Origin of the sequence: Pseudomonas sp. BCA17 (genome assembly GCF_004519405.1) — a bacterium.
In the GTDB taxonomy this organism is placed as follows: domain Bacteria; phylum Pseudomonadota; class Gammaproteobacteria; order Pseudomonadales; family Pseudomonadaceae; genus Aquipseudomonas.
Window position 1 is genome coordinate 334,523 of the sequence record NZ_SGWI01000006.1, and the last position, 16,811, is coordinate 351,333.

The following is a 16,811-nucleotide window of genomic DNA, read 5'->3' on the forward strand; positions in this document are numbered from 1 at the left end:
CAGCGCTCTACACGGGGCGGGCATTCACCGGTAAGGTAGGTGACAACCTGCGCTCATCGACCACGGATATCGATCATGGCTCAACCCGCTGCTGCCCCCGGAACGCTGTGCCCACAGCGGGAAAAAAGGGTCAGGCAATTGATCCTCGCCAACCTTTCCGGGCCTCTGGAGGTGACGGAACTGGCTCGCGCCTGTGACCTGTCGCGCAGCCATTTCTCCCGGGCCTTCAAGCGCACTATAGGTGTAGCGCCCCAGGAATGGATTCGCCAGCAACGCATCAAGCAGGCCAAGGTGTTGATCAGCATTACGGCCCTGAGCCTGACGCAGATCAGCCAGGAATGCGGGTTCTGCGACCAGGCGCACTTCTGCCACCTGTTCAGCCGCAGCGAAGGAATAAACCCAATGACCTGGCGCAGGTTGCAACTGCGCTACCGCGATCATCTGCGAGCTGTTCAACGGGCAATCGTCAACTCTAATGGGACAGTCATTCAAAATTCAGCTTCTTAATCAACCTGAAGCTAACCAGTAACCTTCTTCTCACACCGAAGCCCTGCATCGTGCAGCCAGCTTCTTTTGAGGAGAACCCCCCATGCTGACCCTTCGCAAAGCCTCGGAACGCGGCGCCGCCAATCACGGTTGGTTGAAGTCGTTCCACACCTTCTCATTCGCCAATTACTGGAACCCCCAGGAGCAAGGTTTTTCCGACCTGCTGGTGATCAACGATGACCGCGTCGCCGCCGGTAAAGGCTTCGGCCAGCACCCGCACCGCGACATGGAGATTTTCTCCTACGTGCTCGAAGGCGCCCTGGAACACAAGGACACCCTGGGCACCGGTTCGGTGATCCGCCCTGGCGACGTGCAACTGATGAGCGCCGGCAGCGGCGTGGCCCACAGCGAGTTCAACCATAGCCAGACCCGTGGTGTGCACTTCCTGCAAATCTGGATCGTGCCGGATGTGGTCGGTGCCAAGCCGCGCTATCAGCAAGAGCACTTCAGCGAGGCGCAGAAACGTGGGCGCCTGCAGTTGATCATCTCGCCGGATGGCGCCAATGGCTCGCTCAACGTGCGCCAGGATGCACGGGTCTATGCCGGCCTGTTCAACGGCGATGAAAGCGCGACTCTGGATCTGGCACCGGACCGCTATGTGTACATCCATGTGGCACGTGGCAGCGTCGAGATCAACGGGCAGCGCTTGCAGGAAGGTGACGGCGCACGCATTCGCGATGAGCGCCAGATTCGCCTGAGCCAGGGCAATGAAGCCGAGGTGCTGGTGTTTGACCTGCGCCCTCAGGAACTGCCGCAGATGCCATGACCGGCCCTGCGATGGCCCGTTGGAACGGGCCATCGTTGGCATCGATAGTCACCATCAGCTCAATGAAGTTCTCTTAAAAAACCCAACGCGTAACATCAAACCCATACCAGGCAACACCCAAACACACTATCGGAGCACACACTCATGAAACGCCAAACCTTGCTTAGCCTCGCTTTCTCGGTACTCGCTGCCAATGCTTTCGCTCACCCTGTTGTCGCTGAAGGCGGTGCAGATCGCCTGATGGACAGCCGCGTAGCTGAAAGCGGTTCTGATCGCCTGCTGGAACGCCGTGTAGCCGAAGGCGGCGCGGATCGCCTGCAACAACGTGGCCTGGCCGAAGGTGGTGCAGATCGTCTGCAACAACGTGGCCTGGCCGAAGGTGGTGCGGATCGTCTGCAACAACGTGGCCTGGCTGAAGGCGGTGCGGATCGTCTGCAGGAACGTGGCCTGGCTGAAGGTGGCGCGGATCGTCTGCAGGAACGTGGCCTGGCAGAAGGTGGTGCCGACCGTCTGCATAGCAACAATGCATAGCCCCGCACTGTTGGCGGGAACCCCAAACCGGCCTGATCAGCCGGTTTTTTTTTCGCCCCCGATTAATGCAGGTTGCGCTCCAGCCACAGCACTGCCTTTCCGATCTGCTGCCGTGCTTCGATGCGTTCATGCACGTGCTTGACCGTTTCCAACGTGTAATGCCCTTCGATCCCTACCGTCAGCGAGCCCTCCAGCATCGCCGCAAACACCGCGTTCGCCCGTCGTTGCACGGTGGGACCATCGGCCATATGGTCGGCCAGCCGCGGTCGTGTCAAAAACAATGAACCGGCTTCCCCTAGCTCAATCGGATCAAGATCCGTCAGCGAGCCCGAGACATTGCCGTAGTTGACGATCAACCCGCGCGTTCGGCATGCCCTGAAACTGTCGCGCAAGGTGGTTTTACCCAGCGAATCAAACACCACGTCCACCCCTCGCCCATCGGTGGCCTCCAGGACACGTTCGGCAAACCCGTCATAGGTAAAGGCGTGGTGGGCCCCCCGCTCCAGGGCAATCGCAGATTTTTCAGCGGTGCTACCGGTCGTGAACACGGTCGCGCCGAGTCGACGCGCCATCTGCACCAGCAACTGACCGATGCTGCCTGATGCCGCGTGGATCAGGCAGGTATCACCGGCTTTCAGCCGCGCCACATCCTCAATCAGGTAATGGGCGGTGCAGCCCTGAAACATCGCTGCAGCCGCCTGATCGAAAGGGATCGCGGTGGGAATCTGCGCGACTTTTTCGGCAGGCACACAGGCGTACTCGGCATAGGCCCCCCAGGCAATACACCACGCCACGCGGTCGCCCACGTGCAAATGGCTGACGTCGGCCCCCACTTCCACCACCACACCCGCCCCTTCCATGCCCAGTGTGCATGGCAGGCGCACCGGGTAGGTCACTGACCGGGCGTATTTGCCCTGTCGGGTATGGATATCCATGAAGTTGATGCCCGCGCAGGCGACCTGCACCAACACATGCCCCGCCTTGACCTGAGGTTTGGGTACGTCATCGCGCAGTTGGGCCACTTCAGGGCCGCCGTAGGTGTGCAGGGTGATGGCTTTCATGGGGAACAACTCCATTTGCAGTAGGAAGTGCCCATGGTAAAAGGACGCTATCAGCCTGAAAATTCCCCATCCATTCACAACCTCCGCGCGGAAATAACCCGATGTTTGACTGGCAGGATCTGTATTACTTCACCGTATTGGCACGCACCCAGTCGCTGTCGGCCGCCGCGCGGGAGTTGCAGGTGGAACATGCCACCGTCGGGCGTCGCGTCGATGCGCTTGAAAAAGCCCTGGGCGTCAAGCTGGTAGACCGCTTGCCGCGCAGCCGGCCGCTGACTGCGCAGGGCTTGGCCTTGGCGAACCTGGCGGCCGGCATGGGCGAAATGGCCACTGACGTCATGCGCCTGTCGCGGGTCGCCTCCATCGAAATGGCCGGCACGGTACGGGTCAGTTGCCCGCCGTCCATCGCCAACCACTGCATCGCCCCCCACATAGCCCGTTTGCGTGCCCAGTACCCCCAGTTGAATCTGGTGCTGATGCCGTCTACCCAGGTGGCGGCACTGCACAAGGGCGAGGCCGATATCGCCCTGCGCACCGTGCGTCCCGACGAGAACGCGCTGGTGCGGCGCAAGGTCGGCGTGGTGCGCTTCGGGCTGTATGGCTCGCCCGAACTCCAACAATTGCCGGCCTCGCAGTGGGGTTTCGTCGCCTATGACAGTAGCCGCGACCACCTGCCCCAACAGGCGTGGATGCATCAAATGCGCGGCCAGCGCCCAGTGGTGTTTGCCGCCAGTGAGCTGATTACCCAGCAAATGGCAGCCCGCGCCCAGGTCGGCGCCGTGGTATTGCCGACCCTGGTGGGCGACCACGACCCGTTACTGGTCAGGCTGCCCACTGCCAGCGAAGGCCCGGTGCGCGATATCTGGCTCACGGTGTACCCGGATATGCGCCGCTCACCGTCGGTGAAAGTGGTGATGGAGTTTCTGGTAGCGTGCATCGAAGACGAGCCGCAATTGCGCCGTTGAATCAGCTCGTAACGCCGAGGAATTTCTTGCGATACGCCGCCGGCAACATTCCGACCCGTTGCTGGAACAGGCGGCGAAATGAATTGCTGTCTTCATACCCCACCGCGTAGGTGATGCTTTCCAGGGTCATGCGCGTCGATTCGAGCATCTGCTTGGCCCGCTCCAGGCGCAGGGCCTGCACATAGGCAATCGGTGTATGAGCGGTAGCCTCCTTGAAGCGCCGCTTGAAATTACGCACGCCAAAACCAAAGCGTCGCGCCACCTCGTCGATCACCAGCGGTTGGGCAAAGTGCTGTTCCAACCAGTGCTGTACCCGCAGAATCTCACCGTCGCCATGGTTCTTGGGCAGCGACCACATGGCATACACCGATTGTTCGGTGCGCACCGTGTCGATCAGCAGGTATCGGCTGCACGTATGGGCCAGCTCCGGCGAACCGAAACGGCGGATCAGGTGCAGCACCAGGTCCATGGCCGCACTGGCGCCGCCACAGGTGATGATGCGGTTTTCTTCGCACAGGATCTGCGCATCATCCAGGCGCACCGTGGCGTAGCGGCGCCGGAACAGCTCGGCGAACGCCCAGTGGGTGGTGGCGCGCACGTCGTGCAACAGGCCGGTTTCGGCCAGCAGAAAGGCGGCCGTGCACATCGAAGCGAGCACCGCACCACGGGCATGCTGTTCACGTAGCCAGGGGCTGTAGCTGGGAAACGCCGGCAAAGCGTCTTTCAAGGTAAAGAGAAACCCCGGGATCAATACCAGGTCGGTTTGGGCCACTTGCGCCAGCGAACGGTCCACCTGCAAACGCTGCCCGCCCCAGGCATCCACAGGCTGGCCGTCGAGCGACGCGACCACGATCTCAAAGGGTGGCGCCTCGGCAAACAGGTTGGCGGCATTGAGCATTTCCAGGACCAGGGTGGCGCTGGCGGCGGAGCACTGCTCGGCCAGGAGCAAGGTGATGTGCATTTAGGAGTCTTCTTGCGCTTTTCGCATGTAAAAAGTCATTTGCGCACCTACCTTAGCCGATTCGACGCCTTTACAGTGCGCGCTCCGATCAACTGTCTGGCGTTTTTATGAATCTCTGGTTTCGCTTGTTCCGCATGTTGTGCCGCCGCCCATGGCGCAACCCCGCCCACGGCCTGGACACCACGGTGGTGCGCATGCGGGTGTGGCCGCTGGACCTGGACATCAACCGCCATGTCACCAATGGCCGGTATTTTTCCCTGGCCGACGTGGCGCGCATGGATTTTGTACTGCGCACCGGCGCCTTTCGCGTGGCCCTGCGCAAAAAAGCCTTGCCGATCGTAGGCGATACCTGGGGCAAGTTCCGCCGCGAGTTGAAGCTGTTCGAAGTGTTCGAGGTGCACACCCGCATGCTCGGCTGGGACCACAAGTGGAGCCTGATGGAGCACCGCTTCGTCAGCAAGGGCCGGGTAATCGGCGTGGTGGTGATGCGCGGGCTGTTCCGCAGCGCCAAGGGCACCCTGCCCCCGGCGGATTTCCTGCGCGAACTGGGCCTGGACGAGACCTCACCACCGATGCCGCAGTGGCTGAGCGACTGGGCAGCCAGTTGTGACGCCATGAGTGTGCAGTTGCGGGGGGAAGAGCAGGTTTGAGTTATCGGCCCACCGAGTCACGCCCCCTTTTTGACCTTCAAATGCCGCGCATACCATGGCCGCTGCGGCACGCGCTTGAACAAGCCCTTGAGCAGCTCTTCATCGGCGCCGAAGGTGATGCGCAGGGCCAGTTTCATGGTTTCCGGGTCCATCTCCATTGAGCGGCCCATCTGCAGGCCCGGCGTGGTGCTGCACCCATGGGTATCGGGGCCCAGCCATGGGTCGTCGACTTCGACCCAACGACCCGCTGCAAACCAGGCCACACCGTTGACTTCCAGGCGGCTGACCTCGCCTGGGTGGAAGCGCTCGTGGGCGCGGAACCAGTCTTCGATGCGGTCGTCGATCCAGCCGTGAAAATGCCAGAACACCGGGTTGACGTGGGAGGAGAACGGGTCGCCGAGGAAGTCGTTTTCGGGCGCATACCAGCGGGCGGCAAAGTCCGAGGGATCGCGGGCGAATGGCACCGGGGCGCCGTTGGACGGGTCACGCGGCACCGAGGCCCAGCGCATGTGCAGCCAGTCATGCAGGCCCAGTTCCATTTCCGAGCCCAACTGGCCCAGGGTCAACTTAGCCAGGTAGCGTGGGTCGCGGTATTGGGATTCCCACACCTGGAAGTTGCTGTGGTAAGTCTCGGCCGCCTTGATATCGCCGACCCACTGGGTGTAGTCGGCATCGTCCGGGGCCGACCAGGCCGGTGGCAGCGCGAAGCCGTCGTGGTTGTCGAAGTAACGCACAAAGCCTAGGCGATCACGCTCCAGCGCCGGTTGCGGTTCGGGGAATTGCGGCCAGGATGGCAGGTCCTGCATGGAGCGTGCAGTGCCGAGCATATGGCGGTGCATGAAGAAGAAGTCGATGCCCGAGCCGTTGCGGTCCTTGCGCTTGCCTCGCGCATCACGCTCCTGACCACGCGGGCCGGGCTGCCAGCCGATGCCACGCAGGGCGTCACGCTTCTCTTCGGAAAGTTTGTGCCACTGGTCACGGGTGGCGTGCCACAGCTGGTGAAACAGGCGGTGCTCGGGCGAGATCAGCCAGGCCAGCAGAGTGGGGTTGAGGCCGATGCGCTGGCGGGCTTCGGGGAACAGCTGTTTGTGGGCGACAAAACGGTTGTCGCGTTCGGTCAACGCCAACGGGCGATTGAGGTCGAGGATCTGCCCGGACAAGGTGCCGCTGCCGGCGTTGCCGAAGTCGGCCCAGACTTCATCGAGGGTCATCTTGAATTCATAGGCGGGCACGCCCGAGGGTGAGTCACGGTCGATCAGGCGCCAGTAGAGCAAGGCGCCCTCGCCCGTCACTAAATCACCCAGCACGCGGTAGCGCGGCTCGCCCTCGGCGCGCAGGTTATCAAGGGTATCGAGGTAACCGCGCAGGCCACGGCCACGGGGAGCGATGTCCAGCAGCAATGCCAAACCTTGCACAGGCAGGCCCTTGAGGCCGGCGTCCTGCCCTTCCAGGTGCAGGTTCCATACGCCGCGCAACGTGTTCGCCAGGTGCTGGCCCTGGGTGTCGGCCAGGTCGACCGTGGCTTCGCCGGGGGTGATGGGGAATTCTTCTTCCCGCGTCAACTCACGATGGGCATAAAAGGCCGCCGGCACGGCCGCGCCGGTCAGCGCCAGGCCTGCGATGAACCCACGTCGAGAGATCGTCATTGTCTACCTTAGGAAACGGCTTAATCAGAGCTAGAACGTTTGCAGCCCGGGTAAATTTACCGCCGTGTCGCCGCCACCTAAATTTCTCTCGTCATCGCTCGTTCCTCCCTGATAGCAAAGGCCTCAACTGACTGAGATGGCAATGACAAAACCACGTTCGAAAAAGGCGCTGTACATCGGCCTGCCGTTGGCACTGGCCATCGGCGCCGGGGCCGGTTTCCTGGCCTGGGATCACTGGTTCAAGGGCAATGCCGGTTACCCGCTGGAGGTGATCAAGCAGGCCAATGAGATGCAGGACCGCCTGTTGTCATTCGACAGCCACATCACCCTGCCCCTGGATTTCGGCACCGCCGGCAACGAGGCCGACAAGGACGGCGCAGGCCAGTTCGACCTGGCCAAGGCGGCACGCGGGCGTTTGTCCGGGGCGGCACTGACGGTCTTCGGCTGGCCGGAGATCTGGAACGGCCCGAACGCGCCGCATAAACCGACTGAAGGCTTTGTCGAGGAAGCCCGCCACGAGCAGGAGGTGCGTTACAAGATCATCTCCGGCATGGTGCGCGATTTCCCCAACCAGGTCGGCATCGCCTATACCCCGGACGATTTCCGTCGCCTGCATGGCGAAGGCAAGTTCGCGATTTTCATCAGCATGCTCAACGCCTATCCGCTGGGTAACGATCTGAACCAGCTGGACCTGTGGGTCGCACGCGGCATGCGCATGTTTGGCTTCAGCTACGTGGGCAACAACGACTGGTCCGACTCATCGCGCCCATTGCCGTTCTTCAATGACTCGGTGGACGCACTCGATGGGCTGTCGGCAATCGGCCAGCAAGCCGTGCATCGCCTGAATGACCTCGGCGTGATCATTGATGTGTCGCAGATGTCGACCAAGGCCCTGGAGCAAGTAGCGCAGTTGAGCCGTACGCCGATGGTGGCCTCCCACTCGGCACCGCGCGCGTTCGTGGATATCCCGCGCAACCTCAGCGACAAAGAGCTGCAACTGATCAAGAACAGCGGCGGCGTGGTGCAGATCGTAGGGTTTTCCGCCTATCTGCGCCCGCTGAGCCAGCCGACCCAGGACAAGCTCAACGCCCTGCGCGCACGCTTCGACCTGCCCCCCCTGCCCAACCTGGCCATGGCCTTGATGCCCGGCGACGCGATCATTGCCGCCTGGCCGGAGCAGCGCTTCGGCCAATACGCCAGCGCGCTGTACGCCATCCTCGACGAAGAGCCCAAGGCCACCCTCAAGGACCTGGGCGATGCCATCGACTACACCGTGCGCAAGATCGGTATCGATCACGTCGGCATCGCTTCGGACTTCAACGACGGCGGCGGCATTCAGGGCTGGGAGAACGTCGGCGAAGTGCGCAATGTCACCGCCGAACTGATCCAGCGCGGCTACTCCGAAGCCGATATCGCCAAGCTGTGGGGAGGCAACTTCCTGCGGGTGTGGGACCAGGTACAAAAAGCCGCCAAGCCCTTGGCCAACCGCTAATCAGCCATGAAGTAAGTCCATGACCGACCGCCGTACTTTTCTCAAACAGGCCGGGGTACTCGCCGCCGGCCTGCCGTTGGGCGCCGCCATTCTGCCGCACGCCTTGGCAGCCAACCCGACACCCCCTGCGAACGACCCATGGACGGGACTCAAACAACTGTTCACCCAGGACCCGGATTACCTGCATTTTTCCAACTTCCTGGTGACTTCGCACCCCAGGCCCGTGCGCGAAGCGATTGACCGCTATCGCCAGCAAATCGACCGTAACCCGGGCCTGGCAATGGACTGGGGGCTTGAGGAAACCTGGAGACGTGAAGGCCAGGTGCGCGAATGGGCCGGCCGCTATTTGAAGGCCCAGCCGTCGCAGATCGCGCTCACCGGCAGCACTTCCGAAGGGCTGGCGATGATCTACGGCGGGATCAAGCTGCGCCCCGACCAGGAAATCCTCACGACCGAACATGAGCATTACGCCACACAGAACGTGCTGGATTTTCGCGTCGCCCGCCAGGGCACGCAGGTACGCCGGATTCGGCTATTCGATGACGCCAACCGTGTGTCCGTCGACGAGGTGCTCACCACTATCAAGCGCGCCATCCGCCCCTCTACCCGTGTACTCGGCATGACCTGGGTGCAATCGGGCAGCGGCGTGAAGCTGCCCATCGGGCAGATCGGCACGCTGGTGGAAGAACTCAACCGCAACCGCGACGAAAACGACCGAATTCTGTATGTGGTGGATGGCGTGCATGGCTTTGGCGTAGAAGACCTCGACTTCCCTGACATGCACTGCGACTTCTTCATCGCCGGCACCCACAAATGGATGTTTGGCCCGCGGGGCACCGGCCTTGTCTGCGCCCGCGATGCCGAGAACAAATACGTCACGCCGATGGTGCCGACCTTCTCCGAAGACACTAACTTCGCCACCACCATGACGCCCGGCGGCTATCACGCCTTCGAGCATCGCTGGGCGGCCGACGAAGCGTTCAAGCTGCACCTGCAACTGGGCAAGGCAGCGGTGCAGGCACGCATCCACGCCCTCAATACCGAACTGAAAAACCAGTTGCTGGCGCACCCGCAGATCGAGTTGGTCACGCCACGCAGCCCCGAGCTGTCGGCGGGTTTTACGTTCTTCCGGGTCAAGGGTCAGGACAGCAACGCGGTAGCCGCGCACATGATGAAGAACCGCGTCGTGATCGACGCGGTAGACCGCGACGTCGGCCCGGTGATCCGCACCTCCCCCGGCCTGCTGAACAGCGTGGATGAGATCCAACGTTTCATGACCGTGCTGAGCCAGCGGTTGTGACCCCTATTCTTCCCTTGAACGAGGCGCCCCCGATGATTGCATTCCGACTCAAACCCTTGACCGCGCTGGCGCTGACCGCCCTGTGCGGCGCCCTGCTGCCGAGCCTGGCCCAGGCGGCCGCACCGCAACCCGGCAAAGTGTTCAAGGACTGCAAGGACTGCCCGGAAATGGTGGTACTGCCCGCCGGCACTTTCACCATGGGCACGCCGGAAGACGAAGTCGGCCGCGAGCCCGACGAAGGCCCCATGCATGAAGTCACCTTCGCCAAGCCGTTCGCCATGAGCCGCTTCCAGATCACCGCCGGGGAATGGGACAGCTACATCCGCCAGACCGGGGTCAAGATCGCCAATGGCGACGACCGCCCGGGCCGCGAATGCATCGCCAGCAAACCGCGCTACCCCCAAGGGCCGCGCCAGCCGGCGGTGTGCATGGACATGGACGACATCAAGGCCTACGTGGCCTGGCTGTCAAAAAAGACCGGGCAGCAGTACCACATGGTCAGCGAAGCCCAACGTGAATATGCTGCCCGCGCCGGCTCCACCGGGCCATTCCCGTTTCCGTTCGATGAGGGCAAGGGCTACAGCATCGCCCAGCACGCCAACACCTATGGCCCGGCAGACGGCTACAGCTATTCGTCACCGGTGGGCAGCTACCCGCCGAATGCGTTCGGCATGTATGACATGCACGGCAACGTCTACGAACGGGTCGCCGACTGTGAACATCCCAACTACATCGGCGCCCCAACCGACGGCAGCGCCTGGGTGGAACCGAACTGCGAGTCCTACCAGATCCGCGGCAATGACTGGGGCGAAGCGCCGGTGTTCTCGCGCTCAGGCAACCGCAACAATATCTACCCGCAGACGCGGGGGGACTGGATCGGGTTTCGCGTAGTGCGCGATCTCTGACCCCGCACGCCGTCTGTAGGAGCGAGCTTGCTCGCGAGAAACGTCAACGATAACGCGTGCTTCCTGGATGAACGCGGCGCCGATGAGTTTTTCGCGAGCAAGCTCGCTCCTACACATTTACCGTGCGCGCATCAGCCCTGCTGCGCCAACCGCTCCAGCCCTTCATGCAACGCCGGGAACAGGCTGTTGTTGAAGTTGTTCCAGCGCAATTCGAGGATGGTGTCCTCCGGTGAGATCTCGGTCTTGAGCACATCGTGGAACACTTCACCGGAGTCGATGCCGTTGTCCACGTAATGGAACGACGCGCCGGTGAGGTACAGCGGTTCGCAAGGCGTGGTTTCTTTGGTCGCCCAGTCCACCACCGCCTGCCCACGCGCACCGTACAACGCATTCCACGTGGCATAGGCGCCCCGGCGCTCATAAGGCGACTCGATGCGGGTAATGCCGGGGTGGATATTCATGATGCGCCGCGCAAACGGCGCGCCCGGGCGTACCAGCTCATCGAGGATCACCAGCAATCCGTCCAGCACGACGATATCGGCCTTCAACTCCACCAGGGTGTCGTGCAGGCGCCGCTCGAAATCCTGCTTGCCGGCGATATGTTCCGCGCTGCCACGCGGCAAGCGACGGTAGGTGGACGGCACGCTCAGCAGCAGGTCATTGACCAGCTTGCCCTGCACGCGCAAGTCCGCCGGGTACAACCACTGGCGGCCTGGCTGGTAGGCAAAACCATAGTCGCTGACCAGTTGCCGGTCCCGTGGGTTCTGCTCGTCATCGTCGTACACAACACCCACCAGGTTGTAGACCTGGCCCAGCGGCGTGTCATTGAGCGAGCCCACCAGAAATTCCAGCACCGACTTCATGTAGCGCTCGTGGTCCTTGTAGGCCACCGGCTGCCCGGCCTTGTCGGCGGCGGCGTTTCTCAGGGACCACACATACACCAGGTTCTTTTTCGTCATTGTTTCGCTCTCGCTGAGGGGACTGCGCAGCGCGTCGATACACGTGCGCCTACAGCACAAGAACGAACCAGCCCCGCGGCAATTTATCCGGCATGACGGCCATCCGGCGCGCCGCGCTAAATCCTCGCGCCGGCGCTTCGTTTGTCATGGGTAAGGGTCTGTGTGCCCAGCCCCTCTTTTCACTCTCCGGGATGTATTTATGACCGACCCCAAACGCGGCGCCTTCAATGGCCTGCTCGCCCTGCTCAGGCCCTTTCGTGTGATCGTGACGGTCTCCGTCGCCCTCGGCATGGCGGGCGGCCTGGCTATCACCCTGTTGCTGGCCACCATCAACAATGCCCTGCACTCGGCCAACGGCATGACCCAGGGTGTGGTGCTGACCTTTGCAGCGCTGTGTGTGGTGGCGCTGGTCAGTTCGATCATCTCGGACATCGGCACCAACTACGTCGGGCAGCGCATTATTGCGGCCCTGCGCAAAGACCTCGGCGAGAAGGTGCTGTCGGCGCCCATCGGCCAGATCGAACGTTACCGCTCCCACCGGCTGATCCCGGTGCTGACCCATGACGTCGACACCATCAGCGACTTTTCCTTTGCGTTCACCCCGCTGGCCATCGCCGCGACGGTCACCCTGGGCTGCCTGGGCTACCTGGCCTACTTGTCGGTGCCGATGTTCCTGATGATGGTGGTGGCGATCATCATCGGCAGCGCCGTGCAGTTCATTGCCGGCGGCAAGGGTATCCAGGGCTTCGACCTGGCACGCAGCCATGAGGATGAGTTGCAGCGCTACTACAACGCGATTGCCTCCGGCGCCAAGGAACTGCGCATGCACCGCCCAAGGCGCTTTCGCATGAACACCCACCGCATCCAGGAAACCGCCGACCGCATCAGCGACATCCAGGTGCGTTCGGTCAATATCTACATCCTGGCCAAGTCCTTCGGCTCGATGCTGTTCTTCGTGGTCATCGGCCTGGCCCTGGCGATGCAGGCGTACAACCCCAACCCGGACCCGACGGTGATCACCGGTTTCGTGCTGGTATTGCTGTACATGAAAGGCCCACTGGAACATTTGCTGGGTTACCTGCCGGTGGTGGGCAAGGCCAAGATCGCTTTTGGCCGTATCAGCGAATTGTCCGAGCGCTTCTCCTCGCCAGAGCCGCACCTGCTGATGGATGACAGCGAAGCGCCCACACCGGTGGTCGACAGCCTGGAACTGCGCGATGTGAGCTACAGCCCGCCCGCGGTCGAGGGCAGCGCGCCCTTCCACCTGGGGCCGATCAACCTGAGCATCAAGCAAGGCGATATCGTGTTCATCGTGGGTGAAAACGGCAGCGGCAAGACCACGCTGATCAAACTGCTGCTGGGTTTGTACCCCCCTCATTCGGGCGAAATCCGCCTCAATGGCGAGGCCGTTAGCGCCCCCGAGCGCGACGATTATCGCCAACTGTTCACCACGATCTTCTCTGACTATTACCTGTTCGATGACCTGGTGCAGGGCAGCGCCACGCAATCGCTGGACAGTGCCGCCAAGTACCTGGAGCGCCTGGAAATCGCGCACAAGGTCAGCGTAAAGGATGGCGTGTTCAGCACCACCGACCTGTCCACCGGCCAGCGCAAGCGCCTGGCCCTGGTCAACGCCTGGCTGGAGGAACGCCCGGTGCTGGTGTTCGATGAGTGGGCGGCCGACCAGGACCCGGCGTTCCGCCGGATCTTCTATACCGAGCTGCTGCCGGACCTCAAGCGCCTGGGCAAGACCATCATCGTGATCAGCCACGACGACCGTTATTTCGATATCGCCGACCAACTGGTGCGCCTGCGCGCCGGGCAGGTGGTGCATGCGCTGGAGCCGGCGTGAATTTTGTTTTCCGGTTTTCTGAGGTAGGAACGTCTCACTAGTGGTAATGAGAACCAGCCTCAATTAATACCCAGAACTGCCCACTTAAAACCTAGAAGAGAAAGCATCCATGCCAGCACGACTCGGTCTCAGCCCACTGAGCAAAGCGCTATCCATGCGCCGGGCCCTGAACATCAACCTTCTTCCGAGCGCTTTGGCCCTGGCGGTATCGTTGCCGATCGCAGGCTATGTACAGGCTCAGGAGATCGAGTTGAATATTCCCGCACAGTCGCTGGGGAGCGCGCTGCAGGAATTCGGGCGCCAGACCAACGTGCAGGTGCTGTACAGCCCCGGCGATGTCGAGGGCAAGAACAGCCGCGCAATCAACGGCAAGATGGAGCCACAACGGGCCATCGAAACCCTGCTGGACGGAACCCAGACCACCCATAGCCTCAACGGCAACACCCTGACGGTGAGCGCTGTCGGCGCGACGACCGGGCTGGAACTGAGCCCCACCCAGGTCACCGGCAACATGCTGGGCAACGTCACCGAAGACTCAGGCTCCTACACGCCGGGAACCATTGCTACCGCGACCCGCTTGACCCTGACCCCACGCCAGACCCCGCAGTCGATTACGGTCATTACCCGTCAGCACATGGAAGACTTCGGCCTGAACAACGTCGATGACGTGATGCGCCACACCCCGGGCATCACCGTATCGGCCTATGACACCGAGCGTACCAACTACTATTCCCGGGGTTTCTCGGTCGACAGCTTCCAGTACGATGGCATTCCGTCTGCGGTGCGCAACGTGGGCTACTCGGCGGGCAACACCCTGAGCGACATGGCCATTTATGACCGCGTCGAAATACTCAAGGGCGCTACGGGCCTGCTCAATGGTGCGGGCTCGTTGGGTGCGACCATCAACCTGATCCGCAAGAAGCCGACCTCGCAGTTCAAGGGCCATGTGGATCTGGGCGCCGGTTCCTGGGACAACTACCGCAGCGAAGTCGATGTCAGCGGCCCGCTGACCGACAGCGGCAATGTCCGCGGGCGCGCCGTAGCGGCGTACCAGGACAAAAAGTCCTTCATGGATCATTACTCGCGCAAGACCGAGACCTATTACGGCATCACCGAATTCGACCTCTCCCCCGACACGATGCTGACCCTGGGCTTCGATTACCAGGACAACACCCCGAAAGGTTCGAGCTGGTCCGGCTCCTTCCCACTGGTCAACTCCAACGGCAGCATCAACAAGATGTCGCGTTCCTACAACAACGGTACCGACTGGAGTTCCTGGCAGCAAAACACTCGTACCGCCTTTGCCATGCTCGAACATGACATGGGTGACGGCTGGGTCACCAAGTTCCAGCTCGACCACAAGATCAACAGCTACCATGCCGACCTCGCGTCCATCCAGTTCGTGCAACCAGCGGCCGATGGCACCGCAGATATCAATGCACAGAAGTACACCGGCGAAACCAAGAGCACCACAGCCGACCTGTACGCCACTGGACCTTTCAGCCTGTTCGGCCGTGACCATGAACTGGTGGTGGGCGGCTCGATCGGCACCTCGCGCTGGCAGGGCAAAGGCTACTGGTCGCCGGAATGGCCAGGCGGCAACAAAGTCGACTTCTACAACTGGAACGGCAATATCGGCAAACCTATCTACGGCCCGCCCCAGCAGTACACGGACGACACCATTCGCCAGACCGGCTACTACGTGACCACGCGCCTGAACGTGATCGATGACCTGAACGTGATTCTGGGTGGCCGCGTGGCCAATTATCACGTCACCGGCCTCAACCCTTCCTACAAGGAAACCGGTCGTTTCATCCCTTACGCGGGTGTGATCTACGACCTTAACGACAACTTCTCGGCCTACGCCAGCTACACCGACATTTTCAAACCGCAGGAAAGCTACATCAAGGATCGCGATCAGAAACTGCTGGATCCGGATGAAGGCCAGAACTACGAGTTGGGTCTCAAGGGCGAATTCTTCGACGGACGTCTGAACACCAGCATTGCCTACTTCGAGGTTCACGAGAGCAATCGCGCCATTTCGGATGACGCCTGGAACAATCAGGCCTCTGCACCACCGAACTACGCGTACAAGGGTTCCAAGGCCATCACCAAGGGCTACGAGGCAGAGATTTCCGGCGAGCTGAGCCCGGGCTGGCAAGTCCAGGGCGGGTACACCCACAAGGTGGTGCGCGACGACGACGACAAGAAAATCTCGACCTTCGAGCCCGAGAACCAGGTCAACCTGAACACGACCTACAAGCTCAAGGGCGATCTGGACAAATTCACCATCGGGGGCGGCGTACGCTGGCAGAGCAAGGCCTGGAACGAAATCTATAACCAGCCGCTTGACAGGAACCAGGACATCACCCAGAAATCCTACTGGCTGGTTGACCTGATGACCCGCTACCAGGTCACCAAAAACCTGTCGGCAACCGTCAACTTCAACAACATCTTCGACAAGTCCTACTATACCAACGTGGGCTTCTACAACTCGGCCATCTACGGTGAGCCGCGCAACGTGATGGTCAGCACCCGCTGGGACTTCTGATGTGAAATCTTGATCGCCCTGAGTGATCGAACAAACGCCCGATGAGCGCCATGCGTTCATCGGGCGTTTTTTTATGAGCGCACAAACACGGCGCAAAAAAACCGGATCAGTGACTAATACCAGTCAGTTAAGGGTGAACGCCGTATCTGTGGCGAGGGAGCTTGCTCCCGTTGGGCCGCGAAGCGGCCCCGCTCTTTGTTTAAAAAGCATGGGACTGCTGCGCAGTCCAACGGGAGCAAGCTCCCTCGCCACAGGTTACTTTTTAGCCTTTCTCCTTTTTAACTGACTGGCATCAGGATCAGTGATCCGGTTTCCTTTCGGCAACCGTCAACTTCAACAACATCTTCGACAAGTCCTATTACACCAACATGGGCTTTTATAACTCGGCCGCCTACGGTGAGCCGCGCAACGTGATGGTCAGCACCCGCTGGGACTTCTGATGTGAAGCCTTGATCGCCCTGAGTGATCGAACAAACGCCCGATGAGCGCCATGCGTTCATCGGGCGTTTTTTTATGAGCACACATACACGGCGTAAAAAAACCGGATCAGTGACCGCCAGTCAGTTAAGAGTGAACGCCGTATCTGTGGCGAGGGAGCTTGCTCCCGTTGGACTGCGCAGCAGTCC

At 61.4% G+C, this 16,811-nt stretch carries 14 protein-coding genes and 1 pseudogene; 11 read left to right on the plus strand and 4 right to left on the minus strand.

The genetic code is table 11. The features are described from left to right. The first annotated feature begins 75 nt into the window (after nucleotides 1-75). The 3 genes from EXW71_RS22300 to EXW71_RS22310 all read left to right on the plus strand — a co-directional run bounded on the left by EXW71_RS22300 (nucleotide 76) and on the right by EXW71_RS22310 (nucleotide 1,843). Nucleotides 76-507 carry a helix-turn-helix domain-containing protein gene (locus EXW71_RS22300; protein ID WP_134659614.1) on the plus strand — a complete coding sequence of 144 codons (432 nt, stop codon included), beginning with the start codon at nucleotides 76-78 and terminating at the stop codon, nucleotides 505-507. Nucleotides 508-589: 82 nt separating this feature from the next. Next, nucleotides 590-1,312: a pirin family protein gene (locus tag EXW71_RS22305; protein WP_123718079.1), complete on the plus strand. Its 723-nt coding sequence runs from the start codon at nucleotides 590-592 to the stop codon at nucleotides 1,310-1,312. 144 nt (nucleotides 1,313-1,456) lie between these two features. Next, the gene (locus tag EXW71_RS22310) at nucleotides 1,457-1,843 is read left to right on the plus strand and encodes a hypothetical protein (protein ID WP_134659612.1); all 387 of its coding nucleotides are present in this window, start codon (nucleotides 1,457-1,459) and stop codon (nucleotides 1,841-1,843) included. 62 nt (nucleotides 1,844-1,905) lie between these two features. On the opposite strand, the gene EXW71_RS22315 is transcribed toward EXW71_RS22310, so the two are convergent. Then, nucleotides 1,906-2,904, minus strand: coding sequence for a quinone oxidoreductase (locus EXW71_RS22315; protein ID WP_134659610.1), 999 nt, complete (start codon nucleotides 2,902-2,904; stop codon nucleotides 1,906-1,908). Between the two features lie 101 nt (nucleotides 2,905-3,005). On the opposite strand from EXW71_RS22315, the gene EXW71_RS22320 reads away from it, so the two are divergent. Beyond that, on the plus strand, nucleotides 3,006-3,869 hold the full coding sequence (locus EXW71_RS22320; protein ID WP_134659608.1) for a LysR family transcriptional regulator: 864 nt from the start codon (nucleotides 3,006-3,008) through the stop codon (nucleotides 3,867-3,869). Nucleotide 3,870: 1 nt separating this feature from the next. On the opposite strand, the gene EXW71_RS22325 is transcribed toward EXW71_RS22320, so the two are convergent. Next, entirely contained in the window at nucleotides 3,871-4,830 is a 960-nt protein-coding gene (locus EXW71_RS22325) for a GlxA family transcriptional regulator (RefSeq protein WP_134659606.1), read from the minus strand. Nucleotides 4,831-4,937: 107 nt separating this feature from the next. Here EXW71_RS22325 and EXW71_RS22330 point away from each other — a divergent pair, with 107 nt between their 5' ends. Then, complete coding sequence (locus EXW71_RS22330) at nucleotides 4,938-5,480, plus strand: thioesterase family protein (RefSeq protein WP_123718076.1); 543 nt, start codon at nucleotides 4,938-4,940, stop codon at nucleotides 5,478-5,480. Nucleotides 5,481-5,497: 17 nt separating this feature from the next. Here the strand turns inward: EXW71_RS22330 and EXW71_RS22335 are convergent, their stop codons facing one another. Next, nucleotides 5,498-7,126, minus strand: coding sequence for a PvdJ/PvdD/PvdP-like protein (locus EXW71_RS22335; RefSeq protein WP_134659604.1), 1,629 nt, complete (start codon nucleotides 7,124-7,126; stop codon nucleotides 5,498-5,500). 142 nt (nucleotides 7,127-7,268) lie between these two features. Between EXW71_RS22335 and pvdM the strand changes: the two genes are divergently transcribed. From pvdM to EXW71_RS22350, 3 genes are read left to right on the plus strand one after another with little or no spacing between them, the layout of a single operon-like run. Then, nucleotides 7,269-8,618, plus strand: coding sequence for a pyoverdine-tailoring dipeptidase-like protein PvdM (pvdM, locus tag EXW71_RS22340; protein WP_134659602.1), 1,350 nt, complete (start codon nucleotides 7,269-7,271; stop codon nucleotides 8,616-8,618). Nucleotides 8,619-8,637: 19 nt separating this feature from the next. Further along, the gene (locus EXW71_RS22345; protein ID WP_134659600.1) at nucleotides 8,638-9,918 is read left to right on the plus strand and encodes an aminotransferase class V-fold PLP-dependent enzyme; all 1,281 of its coding nucleotides are present in this window, start codon (nucleotides 8,638-8,640) and stop codon (nucleotides 9,916-9,918) included. 32 nt (nucleotides 9,919-9,950) lie between these two features. Further along, nucleotides 9,951-10,823, plus strand: coding sequence for a formylglycine-generating enzyme family protein (locus EXW71_RS22350; RefSeq protein WP_134659598.1), 873 nt, complete (start codon nucleotides 9,951-9,953; stop codon nucleotides 10,821-10,823). A gap of 131 nt (nucleotides 10,824-10,954) precedes the next feature. On the opposite strand, the gene EXW71_RS22355 is transcribed toward EXW71_RS22350, so the two are convergent. Next, nucleotides 10,955-11,782: a N(5)-hydroxyornithine transformylase PvdF gene (locus EXW71_RS22355; protein WP_123718070.1), complete on the minus strand. Its 828-nt coding sequence runs from the start codon at nucleotides 11,780-11,782 to the stop codon at nucleotides 10,955-10,957. 199 nt (nucleotides 11,783-11,981) lie between these two features. Between EXW71_RS22355 and EXW71_RS22360 the strand changes: the two genes are divergently transcribed. The 3 genes and pseudogenes from EXW71_RS22360 to EXW71_RS29470 all read left to right on the plus strand — a co-directional run. After that, the gene (locus tag EXW71_RS22360) at nucleotides 11,982-13,634 is read left to right on the plus strand and encodes a cyclic peptide export ABC transporter (protein ID WP_134659596.1); all 1,653 of its coding nucleotides are present in this window, start codon (nucleotides 11,982-11,984) and stop codon (nucleotides 13,632-13,634) included. 109 nt (nucleotides 13,635-13,743) lie between these two features. Continuing rightward, on the plus strand, nucleotides 13,744-16,185 hold the full coding sequence (locus EXW71_RS22365) for a TonB-dependent siderophore receptor (RefSeq protein WP_134659594.1): 2,442 nt from the start codon (nucleotides 13,744-13,746) through the stop codon (nucleotides 16,183-16,185). Nucleotides 16,186-16,499: 314 nt separating this feature from the next. Then, nucleotides 16,500-16,625 (plus strand): annotated as a pseudogene (locus EXW71_RS29470) (hypothetical protein); the annotation flags it as partial. Nucleotides 16,626-16,811 lie beyond the last annotated feature (186 nt).

Bases quoted from the DNA above. Each gene is read 5' to 3' on its own strand.
- EXW71_RS22305 (WP_123718079.1), top strand. From the start codon at position 590: ATGCTGACCCTTCGCAAAGCCTCGGAACGCGGCGCCGCCAATCACGGT.
- EXW71_RS22345 (WP_134659600.1), top strand. From the start codon at position 8,638: ATGACCGACCGCCGTACTTTTCTCAAACAGGCCGGGGTACTCGCCGCC.
- EXW71_RS22320 (WP_134659608.1), top strand. From the start codon at position 3,006: ATGTTTGACTGGCAGGATCTGTATTACTTCACCGTATTGGCACGCACC.
- EXW71_RS22330 (WP_123718076.1), top strand. From the start codon at position 4,938: ATGAATCTCTGGTTTCGCTTGTTCCGCATGTTGTGCCGCCGCCCATGG.
- EXW71_RS22350 (WP_134659598.1), top strand. From the start codon at position 9,951: ATGATTGCATTCCGACTCAAACCCTTGACCGCGCTGGCGCTGACCGCC.
- EXW71_RS22355 (WP_123718070.1), bottom strand. From the start codon at position 11,782: ATGACGAAAAAGAACCTGGTGTATGTGTGGTCCCTGAGAAACGCCGCC.
- EXW71_RS22325 (WP_134659606.1), bottom strand. From the start codon at position 4,830: ATGCACATCACCTTGCTCCTGGCCGAGCAGTGCTCCGCCGCCAGCGCC.
- EXW71_RS22360 (WP_134659596.1), top strand. From the start codon at position 11,982: ATGACCGACCCCAAACGCGGCGCCTTCAATGGCCTGCTCGCCCTGCTC.
- EXW71_RS22315 (WP_134659610.1), bottom strand. From the start codon at position 2,904: ATGAAAGCCATCACCCTGCACACCTACGGCGGCCCTGAAGTGGCCCAA.
- EXW71_RS22335 (WP_134659604.1), bottom strand. From the start codon at position 7,126: ATGACGATCTCTCGACGTGGGTTCATCGCAGGCCTGGCGCTGACCGGC.
- EXW71_RS22310 (WP_134659612.1), top strand. From the start codon at position 1,457: ATGAAACGCCAAACCTTGCTTAGCCTCGCTTTCTCGGTACTCGCTGCC.
- EXW71_RS22365 (WP_134659594.1), top strand. From the start codon at position 13,744: ATGCCAGCACGACTCGGTCTCAGCCCACTGAGCAAAGCGCTATCCATG.
- EXW71_RS22300 (WP_134659614.1), top strand. From the start codon at position 76: ATGGCTCAACCCGCTGCTGCCCCCGGAACGCTGTGCCCACAGCGGGAA.
- pvdM (WP_134659602.1), top strand. From the start codon at position 7,269: ATGACAAAACCACGTTCGAAAAAGGCGCTGTACATCGGCCTGCCGTTG.